17 protein-coding genes, 1 riboswitch and 1 other annotated feature are annotated in these 17,309 nt (G+C 51.0%); of the genes, 14 read left to right on the top strand and 3 right to left on the bottom strand.

Annotated elements, in window-relative coordinates; translation table 11 throughout:
* The first annotated feature begins 48 nt into the window (after positions 1-48).
* Positions 49-1,467, top strand: coding sequence for a serine hydrolase domain-containing protein (locus L3D05_RS23450; protein ID WP_239618806.1), 1,419 nt, complete (start codon positions 49-51; stop codon positions 1,465-1,467).
* On the opposite strand, the gene ku is transcribed toward L3D05_RS23450, so the two are convergent.
* Positions 1,464-2,345: a non-homologous end joining protein Ku gene (gene ku / locus L3D05_RS23445; RefSeq protein WP_239618805.1), complete on the bottom strand. Its 882-nt coding sequence runs from the start codon at positions 2,343-2,345 to the stop codon at positions 1,464-1,466. The two genes, L3D05_RS23450 and ku, sit on opposite strands and share 4 nt — an antisense overlap.
* 120 nt (positions 2,346-2,465) lie before the next feature.
* Between ku and L3D05_RS23440 the strand changes: the two genes are divergently transcribed.
* The 3 genes from L3D05_RS23440 to L3D05_RS23430 all read left to right on the top strand — a co-directional run bounded on the left by L3D05_RS23440 (position 2,466) and on the right by L3D05_RS23430 (position 3,513).
* A complete protein-coding gene (locus L3D05_RS23440; RefSeq protein ID WP_239618804.1) occupies positions 2,466-2,642 on the top strand; it encodes a hypothetical protein in 177 nt (58 codons plus the stop codon).
* A complete protein-coding gene (locus tag L3D05_RS23435) occupies positions 2,639-2,821 on the top strand; it encodes an H-type small acid-soluble spore protein (RefSeq protein ID WP_239618803.1) in 183 nt (60 codons plus the stop codon). The genes L3D05_RS23440 and L3D05_RS23435 overlap by 4 nt, the downstream gene beginning before the upstream one ends.
* A gap of 128 nt (positions 2,822-2,949) precedes the next feature.
* Positions 2,950-3,513, top strand: coding sequence for an FAD-dependent oxidoreductase (locus L3D05_RS23430; RefSeq protein WP_239618802.1), 564 nt, complete (start codon positions 2,950-2,952; stop codon positions 3,511-3,513).
* A 423-nt stretch (positions 3,514-3,936) separates the two neighbouring features.
* Here the strand turns inward: L3D05_RS23430 and L3D05_RS23425 are convergent, their stop codons facing one another.
* Entirely contained in the window at positions 3,937-4,734 is a 798-nt protein-coding gene (locus L3D05_RS23425; RefSeq protein ID WP_239618801.1) for a CAP domain-containing protein, read from the bottom strand.
* Positions 4,735-4,740: 6 nt separating this feature from the next.
* Positions 4,741-4,874, bottom strand: a riboswitch (cyclic di-AMP (ydaO/yuaA leader).
* 207 nt (positions 4,875-5,081) lie between these two features.
* Between L3D05_RS23425 and L3D05_RS23420 the strand changes: the two genes are divergently transcribed.
* The 8 genes from L3D05_RS23420 to L3D05_RS23385 all read left to right on the top strand — a co-directional run bounded on the left by L3D05_RS23420 (position 5,082) and on the right by L3D05_RS23385 (position 13,632).
* Positions 5,082-6,332, top strand: a complete 1,251-nt coding sequence (locus tag L3D05_RS23420; protein ID WP_239618800.1) for a VOC family protein — start codon at positions 5,082-5,084, stop codon at positions 6,330-6,332.
* Between the two features lie 105 nt (positions 6,333-6,437).
* A complete protein-coding gene (thiL, locus tag L3D05_RS23415; RefSeq protein WP_239618799.1) occupies positions 6,438-7,499 on the top strand; it encodes a thiamine-phosphate kinase in 1,062 nt (353 codons plus the stop codon).
* 8 nt (positions 7,500-7,507) lie between these two features.
* Positions 7,508-8,026 (top strand): tRNA (adenosine(37)-N6)-threonylcarbamoyltransferase complex ATPase subunit type 1 TsaE, encoded by a 519-nt coding sequence (gene tsaE, locus L3D05_RS23410; protein ID WP_439647978.1) that lies wholly within the window; start codon positions 7,508-7,510, stop codon positions 8,024-8,026.
* Positions 8,023-8,817 (top strand): tRNA (adenosine(37)-N6)-threonylcarbamoyltransferase complex dimerization subunit type 1 TsaB, encoded by a 795-nt coding sequence (tsaB, locus tag L3D05_RS23405; protein WP_239618798.1) that lies wholly within the window; start codon positions 8,023-8,025, stop codon positions 8,815-8,817. The genes tsaE and tsaB overlap by 4 nt, the downstream gene beginning before the upstream one ends.
* 1 nt (position 8,818) lies before the next feature.
* Positions 8,819-9,316 (top strand): ribosomal protein S18-alanine N-acetyltransferase, encoded by a 498-nt coding sequence (rimI, locus tag L3D05_RS23400; protein WP_239618797.1) that lies wholly within the window; start codon positions 8,819-8,821, stop codon positions 9,314-9,316.
* The gene (gene tsaD / locus L3D05_RS23395) at positions 9,313-10,368 is read left to right on the top strand and encodes a tRNA (adenosine(37)-N6)-threonylcarbamoyltransferase complex transferase subunit TsaD (protein WP_239618796.1); all 1,056 of its coding nucleotides are present in this window, start codon (positions 9,313-9,315) and stop codon (positions 10,366-10,368) included. The genes rimI and tsaD overlap by 4 nt, the downstream gene beginning before the upstream one ends.
* Positions 10,369-10,461: 93 nt before the next feature.
* Positions 10,462-10,722, top strand: a binding site (T-box leader).
* A gap of 466 nt (positions 10,723-11,188) precedes the next feature.
* The gene (locus L3D05_RS23390) at positions 11,189-12,787 is read left to right on the top strand and encodes a 2-isopropylmalate synthase (protein ID WP_239618795.1); all 1,599 of its coding nucleotides are present in this window, start codon (positions 11,189-11,191) and stop codon (positions 12,785-12,787) included.
* 32 nt (positions 12,788-12,819) lie between these two features.
* Positions 12,820-13,632, top strand: a complete 813-nt coding sequence (locus L3D05_RS23385; protein WP_239618872.1) for a class I SAM-dependent methyltransferase — start codon at positions 12,820-12,822, stop codon at positions 13,630-13,632.
* A gap of 421 nt (positions 13,633-14,053) precedes the next feature.
* Here the strand turns inward: L3D05_RS23385 and L3D05_RS23380 are convergent, their stop codons facing one another.
* The gene (locus L3D05_RS23380) at positions 14,054-15,970 is read right to left on the bottom strand and encodes an ABC-F family ATP-binding cassette domain-containing protein (RefSeq protein WP_239618794.1); all 1,917 of its coding nucleotides are present in this window, start codon (positions 15,968-15,970) and stop codon (positions 14,054-14,056) included.
* Between the two features lie 156 nt (positions 15,971-16,126).
* Here L3D05_RS23380 and L3D05_RS23375 point away from each other — a divergent pair, with 156 nt between their 5' ends.
* Entirely contained in the window at positions 16,127-16,756 is a 630-nt protein-coding gene (locus L3D05_RS23375) for a 5-formyltetrahydrofolate cyclo-ligase (RefSeq protein WP_239618793.1), read from the top strand.
* A gap of 12 nt (positions 16,757-16,768) precedes the next feature.
* Positions 16,769-17,260: a cyclic pyranopterin monophosphate synthase MoaC gene (gene moaC / locus L3D05_RS23370; protein ID WP_239618792.1), complete on the top strand. Its 492-nt coding sequence runs from the start codon at positions 16,769-16,771 to the stop codon at positions 17,258-17,260.
* The last annotated feature ends 49 nt before the right edge of the window (positions 17,261-17,309 follow it).

The following is a 17,309-nucleotide window of genomic DNA, read 5'->3' as shown; positions in this document are numbered from 1 at the left end:
TAGAAAGGTTGGGTTGAAGAGTCGATTGTGAATGGAGAATGATATCGATTGAGAAAAAGAAACTTGTTGATCTTCTTTTTGATTCTTAGCGGAATTCTAATGAATCAATCTGCGGCTTATGCTCTTTCGCTGGCACAGGGAACAATTGATTCATTCATCCAATCGGAGATGAAGAAGTACAATTTACCGGGAATCGGAGTCGCGATGATAGACAACGGCCGTCTGGAATATGCGAAAGGTTTCGGATACGCGGATAGCGAAGGAACGGTCGTAACTCCGCAAACCGGATTTATTATAGGCTCGCTCAGCAAGTTGATCACCTCCTCGGCGATCTATATTCTTAGCGAGCAAGGGAAGCTGGATATAGACGATCCGATCGGCAAATATTTGCCTTGGTTGCCGGAACAGCCCAAGAGCCAAGTCACGGTCCGCCATCTGCTTAATTTCACCAGCGGATACGATCGTGACATGGAATTGGTTGTAATCCTTAGCCCGTTCGAGGATATCAAGAAGGGCAAAGTCAACGTACCTTGGAACGAAGAGAAGTTGAATAGATCCTATTACTCGAACTTTAACTACATGCTGCTGGGCCAGATCATAGAAGCCGCGAGCGGAATGACGTACGAACAGTTCGTCCAGACCTACTTGTTCGATCCGCTCGAGATGAAGCGGACGTACGCGGATGTTAGCAAAGCCCCTGACGGCTTTTTATCGGAGGGACATGCCAGTTGGTTTGGTTATAACAAAAGCATGGCGCAACCTTATGAGAAGGAATGGATTCCGGCGGGATATCTTGTTTCGACTTTGGAAGACTGGTCGCATTTTATCTTGATGTTGCTTGGCGATGGTACTTACAACGGCGTTCAAGTACTCAATCTTCTATCGGTGATGCACGTGCTCGGCGAGTCCAATTCGCTGTTCGAGTTTGGAGGAGCGACTTACGTCTTCAAAACCCATCTCATGATGAATAGAGTTTTCGATCGGGCCGTCATTGTGTTCACCAATGCAAGAGATAATCTTTTCGTCGGTTTTTATCCGGATGCTGTTGAGCCTGCGGATCGAATCGGGAGAGACTTGTACAACTCTTTCGATGAACAAACCGTTAAAGCAGTGAAAGCTCGCCCCTACCCACGATTGTTTTTATATACCATTGTCGATAGCATATGCCTGTTGTTGATAGCTTGCACCATTTTTTCGCTTATTCGTTGGAGACGTTGGGGAATAAGACAGGGAGGCTGGCTGAGACGTAGTACTAGCGCCGCTATCCTCTTGTTCCAGATCGGATTCCCTTTGTATTACAGTTATGAAACGTTGTGGATATATCAAATCGAAATGTATTCAATGCCGGGAGTTTATCCCTTGATTCTAAGTTTATCAGGTATATGGTTAGTTATTGGAGTCATTAAAGTCGCTTTGATGGCCATAAAATTTCGTCAAACGTTCCCCGTTAAGGGAACGAATGTTTAAGGAACAGCTCCTTCTTTCTTGCGGCCGCGGGTACCGCGAGGCTTGGCTTTGCTCCGATCTCCTGTCGTCGCGTCATTGTCGGGAGTCGCAGGCGCTGCTTGTGCGGGTTTGACCGCTTCCAAGCTGGCTTGCAGCGCAGCCATGAGGTCGATTACGTTCGTCCGCTCGGCTGCCGGTGCAGTGACGATATCGGTGCCTTCGCCGGAGATTTTGCGTTGGATAGCTTCTTGCAGGCCGATGCGATAATCGTCCGTATATTTGGCCGGATCGAACGGGGTCGATAGCTGATCGATGAGCATTTTCGCCATCGAGAGCTCCCGCTCGTTCACGGTTGTCTGTTCGGGCAAATTCGGCACAAGCTGGAGCGACCGGATTTCATCCGGGTAATGCATCGTTTCCATACAGATGCAATTGTCGACTGCGCGTATTGCCGCGAGACTGCTTTTGCTGCGTATCGCTATTTTGGCGATGCCGATTTTGCCGGATTGCCGCATCGCTTCAAGCAGTAGGTTATATGCGCCAGATCCTGCTTGATCCGGCGAAAGGTAGTAAGCTTTCTGATAATACAACGGATCGATTTCCTTCAGATCGACGAAATCCAAGATCTGTATTGTCCGCGTATTTTCCGGTTTGATGGCATCGAGCTCCTCGGAATCGAATAACACGAACCGTCCCTTCTCATACTCGTACCCTTTGGATATTTCCTCCCATTGAACTTCCTTTTCGCAATGCGGACAAGTTCGCACGTTGGCGATAGGAGTGCCGCATTCCTTATGGATGAGCCTCAAATGAACGTCTTTATCCTCGGTTGCCGTGAACATTTTGACAGGAACATGGACTAAACCAAAGCTGATTGCGCCTTTCCAGACGGTATGCATGAGGCAGGATCTCCTTTGCGGCTTTACTTTCCCTTTAAGGTTCCCAGTCCGCATGGAAATCAATCGGGCAGGGAATATTGGAAAAGGCCATAAATCTATCTATAGGAAGGAAGATCATGATTGGATACGGAACAAAATGTGCAAGCGAGCAGGGATTCGATCCATGAAGGAAGAGACGTCTACGATATGGATGTCGATCGAATGGTCAATGAAGGTTTAGGCGGAGGGCAAGTCACTCTTCATAACGGATTAATTTCGGAGTCGTCAACAGGCACCATGGAGGAGGACACACCATGAATGCTCAGAGAGCGAAGGAAATTTACGATTCTTCCGACAATATTGCGGTTCAACTGGATGACGGGCCGTCGGTTTGGATCGAGAAGGTGGACGTCGAGAATGGAGTTGCTACCGTGCAGATAGGGCAAAGTCCGACCCATACGCAGACCGTCGGCGTAGAACGGTTGAAGGAGCATTAAATTGCGCTATGTCGCTTAAGTCGTATCGGGTATAACGATCGCCGCCGTATGGGCTTACTTTTTGAAAGTAGGATATGGACATGCTACAATGAAGTAAGTTCCATTATATCCCTTAAGGAGTGATTGTTATGTACGATATCGCAATTATTGGCGGGGGTCCCGCAGGCGCAAGTGCAGCGATTTTCACGGCAAAAGCAGGGAAGAAGACGCTCGTGATCGACAGTGATCAAAGCGTTACAAAACGCGCGTGGGTGGAAAACCACTACGGAGTGGATGGAATTACAGGGCCTGATCTGGTTGCGATCGGCAAGAAGCAAGCCACTAAGTTCGGTACGGAATTCGTAGCGGCCAAAGCAACGAAGCTGACTGCGGGCGATGGATTCATTACGATCGAGACGGATGGCGAAACGTATGAAGCGGGCCACGTCATTCTCGCTACGGGCATGCTCGTCGATCTGGCCGAGGCAAGCGGCGTTCGCACGAAGCCGGGCACCGAGCCGCGCATTAAAACCATTATCGAATGTTCGCCGGAAGGCAAATCAAGTATAGACAACATTTGGGCTGCCGGAACTGTAGCCGGGGTTAGCATGCATACGATCATTACCGCCGGAGATGGCGCGAAAGTCGCTATTAACGTCATTAGCGAGATCAACGGCGACAGATATGTCGACCATGATGTTCTAAAGTCTTAAGATAAGTTAACGCATAGGGTCAGTCCCGCTAAGGATTCATTCCTTGATCGAGCGGGACGGGCCCTTCTTTGATTTGTTTTAACTACATTTACACATTACACATTTGGGCGTTTGTGGGAAATAAGGCGGCTGGGCAGTGTTAATTGGGAGAAAGCGCTCGATCGGAGGGAAATAAGGCGGCTGGGCAGTGTTAAATGGGAGAAAAAGCGCGATTGGAAGGAAATAAGGCGGCTGAGCAGTGCTAAATCGGCGAAAATGGGTGAATTGAGGGAAATAAAGCGCCTGGGCAGTGTTAAAAAGGAGAAAACGCTCGATTGGTGGAGTTTAGCGCGACTGAGCAGTTACTTAAATAAACTAAAGAGCCCAATCTTACCGCATTGCGGTAAGATTGGACTCGTGTAAGACGGTTAAAGATAATGAATACTAGGAAATGAATTCTTGTACCCACACGCCATTGTAATAAGCGACGCCGATCGTCGTGAAGTTCGCGCCAAGAATGTTAGCGCGGTGACCGGAACTGTTCATCCACGCGGTCATGACTTCCTGCGGTGTGCGTTGTCCTTTAGCGATATTCTCGCCAGCGTAACGGTAGCTGATTCCATATTGCTTCATCATGTCGAACGGCGAGCCGTATGTCGGCGAGTTATGGTCGAAATATCCGTTGTTGTACATATCTTTGGCTTTATCCAGCGCCATTTTCGTCAAAGTCGCATTGGACATTTTCAGAGCGCTCAGACCGGCTTTCGCACGCTCTTGGTTAACGAGCGTAACCACTTCGTTTGCATAAGCGGAAGTAGCAGTCGTTTCCGAGCCAGTACCCGTGCCAGATCCAGTACCTGTCCCCGTGCCGGACCCCGTTCCCGTACTAGGTTTGCTAGGTGTTGTAGGTTTGCTTGGTGTAGTAGGCTTGCTAGGTGTTGTAGGTTTGCTAGGCGTAGTCACATTTCCGTTGTTTCCGGTATTGCCTGTACCCGTGCCTGTACCCGGATTCGATACTACCGGATACTTGCCTTGCATGATTTGCTGAAGAATCGTATTGAAATCGATGCCAAGACGGCTAGACAATTGAGATATATTCGTAACCGTGTAAGTGTTGCTACTTCCCGTCGTGCTTGCAGCAGATGCTGCGCCTACGCCTGTTGGAATGGCAACTGCAAGAGCTAACGTACCTAATATAAGAGTCTTCTTCAGACCTTTCGATTTCGAATTGCGCTTGTTCATTACTAATGTTCCTCCCTTTGATTGCCTACGGAGTTAGCTGACGGGTTAGAGCCAAAAGTTGCCCTGCCGCGTGTATAGCGGCTTCACCCCAATAAAGGTGGTTTCTCCGTGTCCGTGTTGGACTTAGGCTTGGAATATCTCAAAGTCTATCAGCTCTATCCGGTGAATTCATTTCATAAATAATGCCATGCGGAATTGGAAAACCGCCATTTTTACTGCTGTTACAACGATTTTTATCTATTAATAATATAATTCTCATAATCCGTTTAGAAGGATTTTTCGGCAAAAAGGCGAATATACATTCGTATTATGGAAAATAAGAATGACTTAGGCGAAGGAGCTGTGTGATGAGTTTCGAAGTCCGAATTGCATGGAAAGGCCCGTTTCAGGTTGTTGGCGAGAAGATCCGTTATACCCCTGAGGATGATACGGTAACTTCGGAAAATGAGATCAGCAAACTCTGGCTTCGATTTAACCCTCGTGGAAACGAAATTCGCCATTTTGAAGGTAGATGTTATGGAATCAGTCTAATTGATGAAGCTTACGCACCGGGCCAATCCTTCGATTACATAGCAGGAGCAGGCGTAACGGCAATGGAGGATATTCCGGAGAATATGATCGGGCAGTCGTTTCCCGGAGGATTGTATTGCGTCGTGCAGCGGCGAGGGACGATCGACGAGATTGGAGCGGCCTATCGGTTTTTCGAAGAAAACTGGCTCCCGAATTCCGAATACTGGCGGGGAACTGGCGCTTTGTTCGAGCTGTACGATGAGCGCTATCGGGGAAATGATAACCCGGATTCGATCATGGAGCTGTGGTTCCCGATACGAAGAAAGCAAGAATTGCCGATCGAGAATCGGATAGCTAGCTTATTCGTGCACGTTACCGACCTGCGGAGAGCCGCCGAATGGTACAGCGAATTATTGGGATTGCCTTTACGGGAGGAGAGACTGAACGGCGGGCCGGTATATTGGTTCGATCTGCCCGGGACGGGATTAGTGCTCGACTCGAATTCCGGCAATCAAAGCAATCCTAATTGGCGACAAGAGAAGCCTTTCGTGATGTTCCCGACGAGGGATATCGATAGAGCCCATGCTTATCTTCTCGGGAAGGCGGATGTCTTCTCTGATCCGAACCGGTACGACGGGATGTCTTACTTCAATTTCAGTGATCCGGAAGGCAACGCGAGCATGGTTTGCTGGACGCAGGACAACCAAGAATACGGACTTCCGAAGTCTAACAGTCCGATACTCGCTAGAATAAGCGGCGCGTTTATCAACGTACGAGAGATGAGTAGCAGCGCAGCATGGTATGTGGATCTGTTAGGAGTACCTTTAGACGAACGAGCGTCAGAACAATCGGTTTATTCCGTTCCGGTTACCCGCGGGGCCGACTTGTTATTGGATCATAATCGCTATCTCAAGCAAGATCCGTTCGAGTATCTGTTCATGTTCGATACGGATGACATTCAAGCAGCCTATGACTATGCTGCCAATCGCGGCATGGAGTTCCACGGAGAACTGGAAACGTACGCAGAAGTTTCGTTCTTTATATTGAAGGATCCTGACGATAACTTAATCATGGTATGCCAATCTTAGGGTGAAGACGGGGCTTGGTAGGTAGAAATCGCATAACACCCGTTCGGCATAAGCCTTACGGGTCTTTGCATGTTCCGGCGTACCCCGATATAATGAAGGAACAAAATGACGAAAAGGGGAAACGACGTGCTGCCATTGGACGAATTCGAGCGCATTCGCGCCTGGACGCAAGATCGCCAGTCCAAGGAGTTCCTCGCTCAAGCCGGCGTTACGCTCGGGATAGGCGATGATACGGCCGTGGTTGTCGGCTCATCGTCTAAGGAATGGCTTCTCGCCATCGATACTATGGTAGAAGAAGTACATTTTCTCGATGCGACGATGAGCGAGGCGGATGTCGGCTACAAAGCGCTGGCTGCAAACGTGAGCGATATCGCGGCGATGGGCGGGCTTCCGAAGTTTGCTCTAGTTTCGGTCAGCGTACCCTCGTCATGGAATTCTGAACGGATGAAGCTTTTTTACGATGGATTGTATGAATGCGCCGAGCGTTACGGAGTGGCCGTTATCGGAGGAGATACGACTTCCTCGCCGCAGCAGCTTGTCGTGTCGGTGACGGTAATGGGTACGGTTGAAGCTGGCCGGGCGATACGCCGTGACGGCGCTAAACCGGGACAATTGGTTTTTCTGACCGGACCGACAGGCTTATCGGCTGGAGGGCTTCACGGTTTAATGGGGAAAACCGCTAAACCGAACCCTAGCGAGCACCTTAGAATAACCTCCCTATCACCTAGACTCATACAAGCCCATCAACGTCCCGCACCCTCCGTGAAAGCGGGAAGGATATTGCTGGAACAGGGTTGGGGGGCTTCTCTTAACGATGTAAGCGACGGAGTGGCTAGCGAAGCATGGGAGATCGCCGAAGCTTCCGGCGTCAGACTGCGATTGAAGGAAACGCAGCTGCCTCTTTCAGGAGAGCTCGTCTCATACGCGCGCGATCATGGGCTGGATCCGCTGGAATTCGTATTGTACGGCGGTGAAGATTACGTTCTTCTCGGCACGGCGGAACGGCAGCATGAGCTTGCGATGAAGGAACATTTTCGCGCGGAGGGCATCCCTTTGTTCTTCATAGGAGAAGTGGAAGAAGGGCCGCCAGGCGTCGTTATGGAAACTTCATCCGGTGCACGTAAGCCGATTAGCAAGCGGGGTTATAATCATTTTCCGAAGGGGTAGCATACAGCATGCAACGGAATGACAAGAGCGATTCTACGGTTCACTACGTTCGAGAAGTTTCAACGGAGATGAGTACGGTTCAATTCGCCGAAGCTCTGGCTAAACTCGCGGGTCCGGGTGACGTTCTCGCTTTGGACGGGGATTTGGGCGCCGGCAAGACGCGTTTCGCGCAGGCGTTCGCGGCTGCGATCGGCGTTGAGGGAATCGTTAACAGCCCTACTTATACAATTATTAAAGAATATGAGGGGACGGTGTTCCCTTTCTATCATATGGACGTCTATCGGTTGTCCCTTGAGGAAGCTGACGAACTTGGATTGGATGAATATTTTCATGGAAATGGCGTGACATTGGTCGAATGGGCATCTCTCATAGAGCCGATTTTGCCACCGGACAGATTACATCTTTTCATAGAGACGACGGGACCGGAATCGCGTAAGATTACTTGCCGTCCAGTCGGAAGCAAGTACGAATCGTGGTGCCGCCAGTTCATCTCGCAACCGAATGAGAAGGAGGAGCCTACAGCATGAAGGCAGTTGAGAAAAAGAACGAGGATAGCGCGGTGACGGTGCTGAGCTTCGATACTTCGACGGCAGCTTTCGCGGCGGCAATCGTGAGGAATGGGGAGAGGATGGATTCTACTGTTTCCTTTACGGAGCGCAATCATTCGGTAAGAATCCTCTCCGAGATCAAGGATCTCCTGAGCCGCAACGGAATTCAAAGCAAAGACTTGGATGCCATCGCCGTTGGACAAGGTCCAGGATCTTATACGGGAGTACGCATCGCGGTTACGGTCGCCAAGACGTTAGCTTGGACATGGAACAAGCCGCTTGTTGGCGTATCCAGCTTGGAATCATTGGCGCTCGGAGCGTGGAATTCGCTTCAGAAATCCGATGAATATATGGCTGACGAACGCAAAATTTGGATCGTTCCCGTCATGGATGCTAGACGCGGGCAAGTCTATACTTCCCGTTACGAGGCTACGACCTCAGGGGAATGGAGTAGGATCGATTCGGATGGCATTCGGTTGATTGCGGATTGGGCGAAAAGGATCGAGGAAGAAGCTACGACGGATTCGCAGGTTGCCGAAGTTTGGTTTGTCGGGGACCTCGCTGTTCATCAGTCCGCGATCGAACTTGCGGAGCAATCGGGAGCTCGCTTGCGGACGATGAGCTTCGATATGGACGCGGAAGCCGTTGGCCAGCTTGGAGAAATTCGTTTTCGCCAAGGTGAACGAGCTGATATCCATACATTCGTACCTAATTATACGCAACTGGCGGAAGCGGAGGCGAAGCTGCTTGCGGCTTCAAGGGGAGAGTAACATGTTGAACTACCGCTTGATGAACTTAAACGATATCGGCGCGATCGTGGAAATCGAACAGGAAGCTTTTACGGCTCCCTGGTCGGCAGAAGCTTTTCGCAACGAGTTAACGAATAATCTTTTCGCCAAATACATGATCATGGAATCGGATAACGACATCATCGGTTACGGAGGAATGTGGCTGATCATCGACGAGGCGCATGTGACGAATATCGCGATAAGATCACAATTTCAAGGGATGGGCTACGGGAGATCGCTGCTCAGCGAATTGATGAAAACCGCCCATTATCTCGGAGCTCGCCGCATGACGCTTGAAGTCCGGGTGTCCAACGAAAGGGCGCAGTCCTTATATCGTAAAATGGGATTCTCGCCTTCCGGAGTCCGTCCTGCCTATTACTCCGATAATATGGAGGACGCGCTTATCATGTGGGCCGATCTAGTGTCGGAAGACGATGATCATTCGGAATTTGCGGCGGCGTCAGAGGGGGAACAGGGATGAACGAACAGAGAGACACATCGGCGGATTCGCCTAAAGGCGATTACGTGCTGTTAGCGATAGAGACAAGCTGCGACGAGACTTCGGTCGCGGTCGTCCGCAACGGACGGGAAATATTGTCGAACGTCATCTCGAGTCAGATCGAGACGCATAAACAATTCGGCGGCGTCGTACCCGAGATCGCTTCGCGCAAACATGTGGAGAGCATAACGATCATCTTGGAAGAAGCGCTTCGCGAAGCGAACACAAGCTTGGAAGATATCGATGCGGTCGCGGTTACGCAGGGACCGGGTCTTATCGGCGCGTTATTGGTCGGTGTCGTCGCCGCGAAAAGCGTGGCTCTTGCTCTAGACGTCCCTTTGATCGGTACCCATCATATCGCGGGACATATTTACGCCAATCATCTTATTGGTGACATCGTCTATCCGGCCATTGCCCTTGTCGTATCCGGCGGGCATACGGAGATTGTTCTGCTTGAATCGGAAGGGAAGTTCCGAATTATCGGCAGGACGAGAGACGATGCGGTAGGAGAAGCCTACGATAAGGTGGCGAGAGCGCTGCAATTTCCCTATCCAGGCGGCCCATACGTGGATAAGCTGGCGCAGGAAGCTACGGAGGAAGTCGTTCTTCCTCGATCGTGGCTCGAGCCGGATAGCTACGATTTCAGCTTCAGCGGCTTGAAGTCGGCGGTTCTATCGGAAATAAACCGCTCGCGAATGAAAGGGGAGTCTCCGGACTTCTCCGCTCTGGCGCGAGGATTTCAACAATCGGTCATCGACGTCGTAACGGGCAAAGCGATCAAGGCGGCCAAGGAATTCGGCGCCCGCCAGATGCTTCTGTGCGGAGGCGTCGCGGCGAATCGCGGCTTGCGCGAACGGCTTAGCTCGTTGTGCGAGGAAATGGGCTTGCCTTTGCTTATTCCGCCGAACAAGCTATGCACGGATAACGCGGCGATGATCGCGGCGGCTGCCGACCTGAAGTGGCGTCGGGGTCAATTTTCTTCCTTGGACCTCAAGGCCGAACCGATCTTGTCGCTTGAGGATTGGTCTGTATAACGGTTTCTCAGAATTTTTTTTGGAATCATGAGTTGACAGATGATTTTATGGTGAATATAATAAGTACCAATCCCCACGGGGAACATATTTACTCGAAACGCGAAGAACAGGAACAGTAGGGCAAACCCGGAATTCAGAGAGCTGCGGGACGGTGCAACGCAGTAGATGGGAACCTGAAACTCGCCTGGGAGCGGATGGGTGGAACATTCGGACCGAGATGTCCGATGCGTACATTCATACGGTTAACCCCCGTGATCAGGTCCGAGCGGATATTTCCGGCCGAGCTTGAATGGCTGAAGGAAATATCAACGAGAGTGGTACCGCGGATGGCTAATTTAGCCCACCGTCTCTTATATAGAGATGGTGGGCTTTTATATTTGTATACGCAATGAACGGGAGTAGTAGGAATTCCTCGGGAGCAGAGAGCTGCGGGTCGGTGCGACGCAGCCGAAGAGGAACCGAACTCGCCCGGGAGCGGAACGGTGGAAAGGAATACGGTGCGGATCATGGCCGGGTTCAGGTACATCGATTCGGTTGGCCCCCGATATAGGGCGCTCGTCATCTTCGATCTACCGAAAGGTCGAAGACGGCGCACAAGTGGGAGGAAACGTTCGTCCGTCGGAAGACGAACCCCTCCAAGCAGAGTGGTACCGCGGCGGCCTATGGGCCCGTCGTCTCTAGCCTTAAGAGACGACGGGCTTTTTGCGTTATCCGGCGGCTGTAGGCAGCGCACTTATCACTGCCGGGTAAAGTTGTCTGTCGTTCTCTTGGATGGATCCGACATCCCTTAATGGGATGAAATCTAAGGAGGTTAACCCCTATGACAAACATTAATGACAACGCAAACGTAATCGTAACGCCGACGGCAGCTAAACGCCGCATTCAAATATTAGACACGACACTTAGAGACGGAGAACAAGCGCCTGGCGCTTCTATGAAACCTGAACAGAAGATCGTTATCGCCCGCCAATTGGCACGTATGGGCGTTGATATTATCGAACCCGGTTTCCCGATATCGAGTCCGGGGGAATTTCAAGCTATCCAGCAAATCTCCCGCGAGCTGCAAAACGTAGAAATATGCGGATTCGCGCGATGTGTCAAGGCGGATATCGATTCCGCCGTAGACGCTACCCAAGACGCCGCGCGCCGCAGGCTTCACCTGTTTATATCCGCGTCGCAAATCCATCTCGACTTTCAACTGCGCAAGACGCAGGATCAAGTCATCGAGATGCTTCGCGGAATGGTCTCCTACGGGAAACAATTCGTCGATCAGATCGAATTTTCTCCGATGGACGCCTCCCGCTCGAGCGAAGAATTCCTGTTCCGGGTAGTCGAAGCGGCTATCGAGGAAGGCGCGACGATCATCAATATCCCGGATACGATGGGATACGCGCTGCCTGAAGAATTCGGTCCTTTGTTCACCCGGGTTCGTCAGAACGTACGCGGGGGAGACAGTGTTATTTACAGTACCCACTGCCATAATGATCTGGGATTGGCAGTCGCGAACAGTTTGGCTGCTATCCGGCATGGCGTTACCCAAGTCGAGGTCAGCGTGAATGGCGTTGGCGAGCGGGCAGGCAATTGTTCTCTGGAGGAGCTGGTCATGGCGATCGAAACCCGGGGCGATTCGATGGGCGTAGAGACGGGAATAGCACCTGAACACATTTATGAAACTTCCCGTATGGTTAGCCGTACGATGCATTTCCCAATCGCGTACAATAAGCCTATCGTCGGACGTAACGCTTTCCAGCACGAGTCGGGCATCCATCAAGACGGTTTGCTAAAAAACCGCAACACCTATGAGATCATGGATCCGGAAGCGATGGGCATCCCGCGCAGCATGATTATTCTGGGCAAGCACTCTGGACGCCACGCGATCAAGCATAGGGTATCCGAATTCGGCATTAAGCTGGGCGATTCCGAAATGGAGGATTTGTATAACCGGTTTAAGGAAAAAGCGGATGAGCAGAAGATCATTACGGACGACGTCCTGATGCAATTGGTTGGGGAATCCACCGATACGATCGTTCAGCCGTACTCCCTGGTTGATCTGCAAGTATTGGCAGGTTCCAACCGCTCTCGGATCGCATCGGTGACGATCTTCAGTTCGGAGGATGGAGAAGAGCGCACTTACACCGGTGCCGGGGAAGGTCCGCTTGAAGCGGTCATCCAATGCATCCGCGAGGCGATGCCGGTTGACGCCGTGTTCGAGGATCTTGAGCTTCATTCTTTGTCCACGGGGGAAGATGCTTCCGGCGAAGCCGTGGTCACCGTCATTAGCGCAGGGCAGAGAAACATCGGTACGGCAATCCACAAGGACATCATTCTGGCAGCTGCGAAAGCTTACGTAGCGGCGGTCAACGGCGTCATGATGGCCCGCAAGATGAGAGAGGCTCGTCAGGAAGCATCAGGCGAGTGACGGATGAGTGGGCGAAAAGCGAGGTTAATCCATTGGATAAGGTCATTCAGTATTACAGCCACTTCGATGAATGGGGGCGTCTAGATCGCGAACCGATCGAATTTCTCGTGAATGGCCATCACATTCAATCTCATCTTCCTAATCACGGCCGGGTATTAGATATCGGGGCGGGTCCGGGGAAGTATTCGATCGAGCTCGCGAGGCGAGGTTATCAGGTTTCGCTGGCCGATTTTACGCCTCGGCTTGTGGATATTGCGAAGCTCAAAGCAGAGGAAGCAGGCGTCGCTTCACGATTTGACGGATTTCATGTGGCGGATGCAAGAGATCTGAGCCTGTTCTCGGATGGAGAATTTGATGCAAGCTTGATGCTCGGACCGCTATACCATTTGCAACAGGCTCAGGATCGAAGTCGGGCTGCAAAAGAGTTATACCGCGTTACGAAGCCGGGGGGCGTCGTATTCGTTGCCTTCATGTCGAGAATAAGGCTCTTTACGACATCCGTGCATTATCCGGAAGCTTGGAAACCGAATGATTCGGCGGCGGGATTAACCGAGTTTTTTCAGACGGGAGCATTTAATCACAAAGACGAAGGAAGATTCACGGGAGCTTATTACTACGACATTGAGGGGATCAAGCCTTTTATGGAATCGCATGGTTTTGAATGCGTGAAACTAATCGGCTCCAGCAGTGTTGCGGGCGGTATGTCTGCCGAACAATGGGACTACTGGCGGTTGAGAGGAGAAGGGGAGTACTGTCGAGTATTACAGCTTCTCATCGAAGCATCCGAAAGCCCGTATATTCTGGGCACCTCATCCCATTTGCTGTACATTGGGAGGAAAGGTTAGCGATTATCCGACTTGACGGGGAATAGGGAAGCCAACCGGGCTATCCTCACCCCTAGAAAGGGTCATCCTTAAGCCATTAACAGGGCTTAGGGATGGCTCTTTTTTTTCCAAAAAGCGTGTTAAATAAGTTGTGGACAAAGTTATCCACAGCACATGTGTATAATGTGGACAAACCCCAAAAGTAGTTGGTATAACAACGATGTAACAATTTGAAATTTGGGATGAGTTTTTCACAGGTTGTGTGTGGAAAGTGTGGATAATGGGGATAAGTTAGTGGAAAACGATACCGATCCGCAAAAAACGACAAAAAAATGCTTGCGTATCAACAAGTTCAGAGGGATGTTAATCCATTCCAACTTCATTTGATTGTACGCAAGCTGTGTATAACTATGTGAATAACGATATTTCCAGCTTTTTTTGTTTATTCTTCCATTAAGGCTTCCCAGGCTTGATAAACTTCATCCAGAAGCTCGCGCTTCTGTTCCGCTTCGGTTTGTTTCTCTCGCAGCTTGACGTAATCGGTGCTCATCTCAGGTGAAGCCATTTCGAGCTCGAGAGCGGCGAGCTCGTTCTCTAACCGAGCAATATCGGCTTCGGCTTGCTCGCGCTTGCGCGTGCGTGCCCGATCCTCGCGCTTCGCTTGCTTATCCGCTTCGTAGTTGCTGACGGTAGGCTGCACGGATGACGAGGAATTGTCGGCTTGTGACGATTCCCACTCCTTCATTACCTCCTTTTTCGCTACCATCTCGTCATAATTTCCTAGGAAATGCTGGGCTCCGTCCGGAGCCATTTCGACGATTCGATCGGCAATCCGGTTCAGGAAGTACCTATCATGGGAGACGAAGATCAAAGTGCCGTCATATTCGTCCAAAGCGGCTTCGAGCACTTCGCGGCTCATCAGATCCAGATGGTTCGTCGGCTCATCGAGCAATAGGACGTTCGCTTTAAGCAGCATGAGCTTCGATAAAGCGACCCGCGCCTTCTCCCCGCCGCTTAGGGCGCTTACTTTCTTGCGAACATCGTCGCCGCTGAACAGGAAGTTGCCAAGGACGGTGCGGATTTCGGCTTCCGGCTGCATGGCGAAGGCGCTCCAAACTTCCTCTAACACCGTGTTGGCCGGATTAAGCTCCCGCTGTTCTTGATCATAGTAACCAAGCGAGACGCCGGCTCCCCATTCGATTACCCCGGAACGAAGGGGAAGCTTGTCGATAAGCGCCCGAAGCAAGGTCGTTTTCCCGACCCCGTTAGGGCCTAGAAGAGCTATTCGTTCGCCTCGCTTGACCTCGAAGCTAACATTTTGAAATAAAGGAGCCATCTCGGGTTTAGGTGCGGCGGAACATTTAATGGCCCTAAGGACTTCTTTACCGCTGCGGCGTTCCGTTGTAAATGAGAAGCTTGCTTGGCGCAGCGAATTCGGCTTCTCCAACCTCTCGATTCGTTCAAGGGCATTGCGTCTACTCTGCGCGCGGCGCGTCGTCGAAGCTCGAACGATATTGCGCTGCACGAAATCTTCCATGCGGGAAATTTCTTTGCGCTGTTGTTCGAAGAGCTTAAGCTGTTGATCGAATGCGGCGGCTTTCAAATCCATGAAGCGGCTGTAATTGCCTGTATACCGGGTTGCCGCATGACGCTCGATCTCCACGATGGCCGTAACGGTAGCATCAAGGAAGTAGCGGTCATGGGACACAATAACCATTGCTCCCGCGTATGATCTGAGATACTGTTCCAACCAAGTTAACGTATCGATGTCCAGATGGTTGGTCGGCTCATCGAGCAAGAGAAGCTCGGGTTGAACGAGCAACAATCTGGCAAGCGCAAGCCTTGTTCGTTGTCCACCGCTTAAGGAGGAGACTTCGGTATCAGGCGCGAAGCTTCCGAAGCCCATTCCGTGGAGAATGCTGCGAACGCGGTTTTTCATTTCGAATCCGCCATTCTCCCGGAACTTCTCGCTTACGTCTGCGTATTGGGCGAGCAAAGCTTCGTATCGAACCGAGTTTTCCAGCTCTTGAGGGTCTGACATTCGAGCTTCTAGTTCTTGTAAGTGTCTTTCCTGCTCAAGCAAAGGACCGAACGCGGAATTCATTTCTTCCATGATCGTACGATGGCCTTGCAATCCGCCGTTCTGGGCGAGATAACCGATTTTAAGCTCTCTTGGTTTAGAGACCGAGCCGGTATCGGCGTTCAGCTCCCCTGCCAGAATGCGAAGGAATGTAGACTTGCCAGCTCCGTTAACGCCGACAAGGCCGATACGGTCGCGTTCGTTAATCTGCATCGAGACTCCGTCCAATACAGGAGTAACGCCATAATGTTTAGTAATGCTGGATGCTTGTAATAACAAGAGGGATCCCTCCGACGAGTTCTTTTGGTCCATACCCTCCAAGTGTACCGTAAATGCGTAAGTCATGTCCAAGTCGTTATTCTTTGGCGAAAATAGCCATTCAATGATAAAATGAAAATAGTTGTTGACGGAATTTAGAAGGTAGGCTTGCAAGTTATGGAACAAACGGGAGGATTGGCCGACAAGAAAGCTCAGTGGCGTCGCCAAATGACGATCATCAGAGACGGATTATCGGCAGAGATGAGGGATAAGCGTTCCGCAACCTTATGTAGCATAGTCGAACAAGAGGTGCTTAGCCCGATTCGGACTTTGCTGGAACGTCCATTAGCTCTGTGCGTGTACGCGCCTTTCCGATCGGAAGCTTCGCCGCTGCCTATGCTCCAAGCTTGTTGGGAATACGGGGATCAGACCTTTGCTCCAAGAATTAAGCCTGGAGAAGAAGGAATGGAGCTGCGCAAGGTCGAAGCATTGTCTGACTGGACTGCTGGCAGATGGGGAGTCCCGGAGCCGGATCCACGGAGCACATCTTTAATAGAAAGAACGCAACCGCTCGATGTTGTGCTCGTGCCAGGCATTGCTTATCACATACAAGGCGGAAGATTAGGATACGGCGGCGGTTATTATGATCGCTTGTACGCGGAAAGGCAACGGTTAAACAGCGAGGGGACGATATGGATCGGATTTGCGTTCGCCGACCAGGTTGTATCGGAACCATTGCCTATTGAGCCGCACGATCTCCGATTACATGGATTGGCTACGGATGAACGGATGATTTGGTTTAGATAGGGGGAATACATAATGGATCATTCCGACGATAAGTTGACGCATTTTAACGAACAGGGTCGTGCTAGAATGGTCGATGTCACGGACAAAGCGGTGACAGCGAGAGTAGCGGTTGCCGAAGGCAGCGTAACGATGGCAGCGGAGACGTTGCGTCGGATTCGGGATCGTTCCATTGCCAAAGGGGACGTACTGGCCGTTGCCCAAATCGCGGGTATTCAAGCGGCTAAGAAAACTGCGGATTGGATCCCGATGTGTCATCCGCTTCCGTTAACCGGGGTAAACATCCAATTCTCGGACAACGGCGAAGACACGTTAACGATATCGGCGGAAGTAAAGACGACAGGAAAAACGGGAGTGGAGATGGAAGCGTTGACGGCAGTCTCCGCGGCTGCTTTGACCGTTTATGATATGTGCAAGGCTCTGCAGAAGGATATGGTTATCGGCCCGATTAAGCTATTAATCAAAACAGGCGGTAAGAGCGGCGATTACGCCTTGGCGGCAGAGTGACAGTGTAAAATAGATCAAGATAAAGTCGTACTCATGGGTGCGGGGGGAT

Source organism: Cohnella mopanensis (assembly GCF_022352055.1).
Lineage (GTDB): Bacteria > Bacillota > Bacilli > Paenibacillales > Paenibacillaceae > Cohnella > Cohnella mopanensis.
Note: the sequence above shows the minus strand (reverse complement) of the source record. Positions and strands in the feature narration are given on the sequence as shown.

Excerpts from the sequence above, each read along its gene's own strand:
- L3D05_RS23435 (WP_239618803.1), top strand. The coding sequence starts at position 2,639 with ATGAATGCTCAGAGAGCGAAGGAAATTTACGATTCTTCCGACAATATT.
- tsaD (WP_239618796.1), top strand. The coding sequence starts at position 9,313 with ATGAACGAACAGAGAGACACATCGGCGGATTCGCCTAAAGGCGATTAC.
- L3D05_RS23420 (WP_239618800.1), top strand. The coding sequence starts at position 5,082 with ATGAGTTTCGAAGTCCGAATTGCATGGAAAGGCCCGTTTCAGGTTGTT.
- thiL (WP_239618799.1), top strand. The coding sequence starts at position 6,438 with ATGACGAAAAGGGGAAACGACGTGCTGCCATTGGACGAATTCGAGCGC.
- L3D05_RS23430 (WP_239618802.1), top strand. The coding sequence starts at position 2,950 with ATGTACGATATCGCAATTATTGGCGGGGGTCCCGCAGGCGCAAGTGCA.
- moaC (WP_239618792.1), top strand. The coding sequence starts at position 16,769 with ATGGATCATTCCGACGATAAGTTGACGCATTTTAACGAACAGGGTCGT.
- tsaE (WP_439647978.1), top strand. The coding sequence starts at position 7,508 with ATGCAACGGAATGACAAGAGCGATTCTACGGTTCACTACGTTCGAGAA.
- ku (WP_239618805.1), bottom strand. The coding sequence starts at position 2,345 with ATGCATACCGTCTGGAAAGGCGCAATCAGCTTTGGTTTAGTCCATGTT.
- L3D05_RS23425 (WP_239618801.1), bottom strand. The coding sequence starts at position 4,734 with ATGAACAAGCGCAATTCGAAATCGAAAGGTCTGAAGAAGACTCTTATA.
- tsaB (WP_239618798.1), top strand. The coding sequence starts at position 8,023 with ATGAAGGCAGTTGAGAAAAAGAACGAGGATAGCGCGGTGACGGTGCTG.
- L3D05_RS23375 (WP_239618793.1), top strand. The coding sequence starts at position 16,127 with ATGGAACAAACGGGAGGATTGGCCGACAAGAAAGCTCAGTGGCGTCGC.
- rimI (WP_239618797.1), top strand. The coding sequence starts at position 8,819 with ATGTTGAACTACCGCTTGATGAACTTAAACGATATCGGCGCGATCGTG.
- L3D05_RS23390 (WP_239618795.1), top strand. The coding sequence starts at position 11,189 with ATGACAAACATTAATGACAACGCAAACGTAATCGTAACGCCGACGGCA.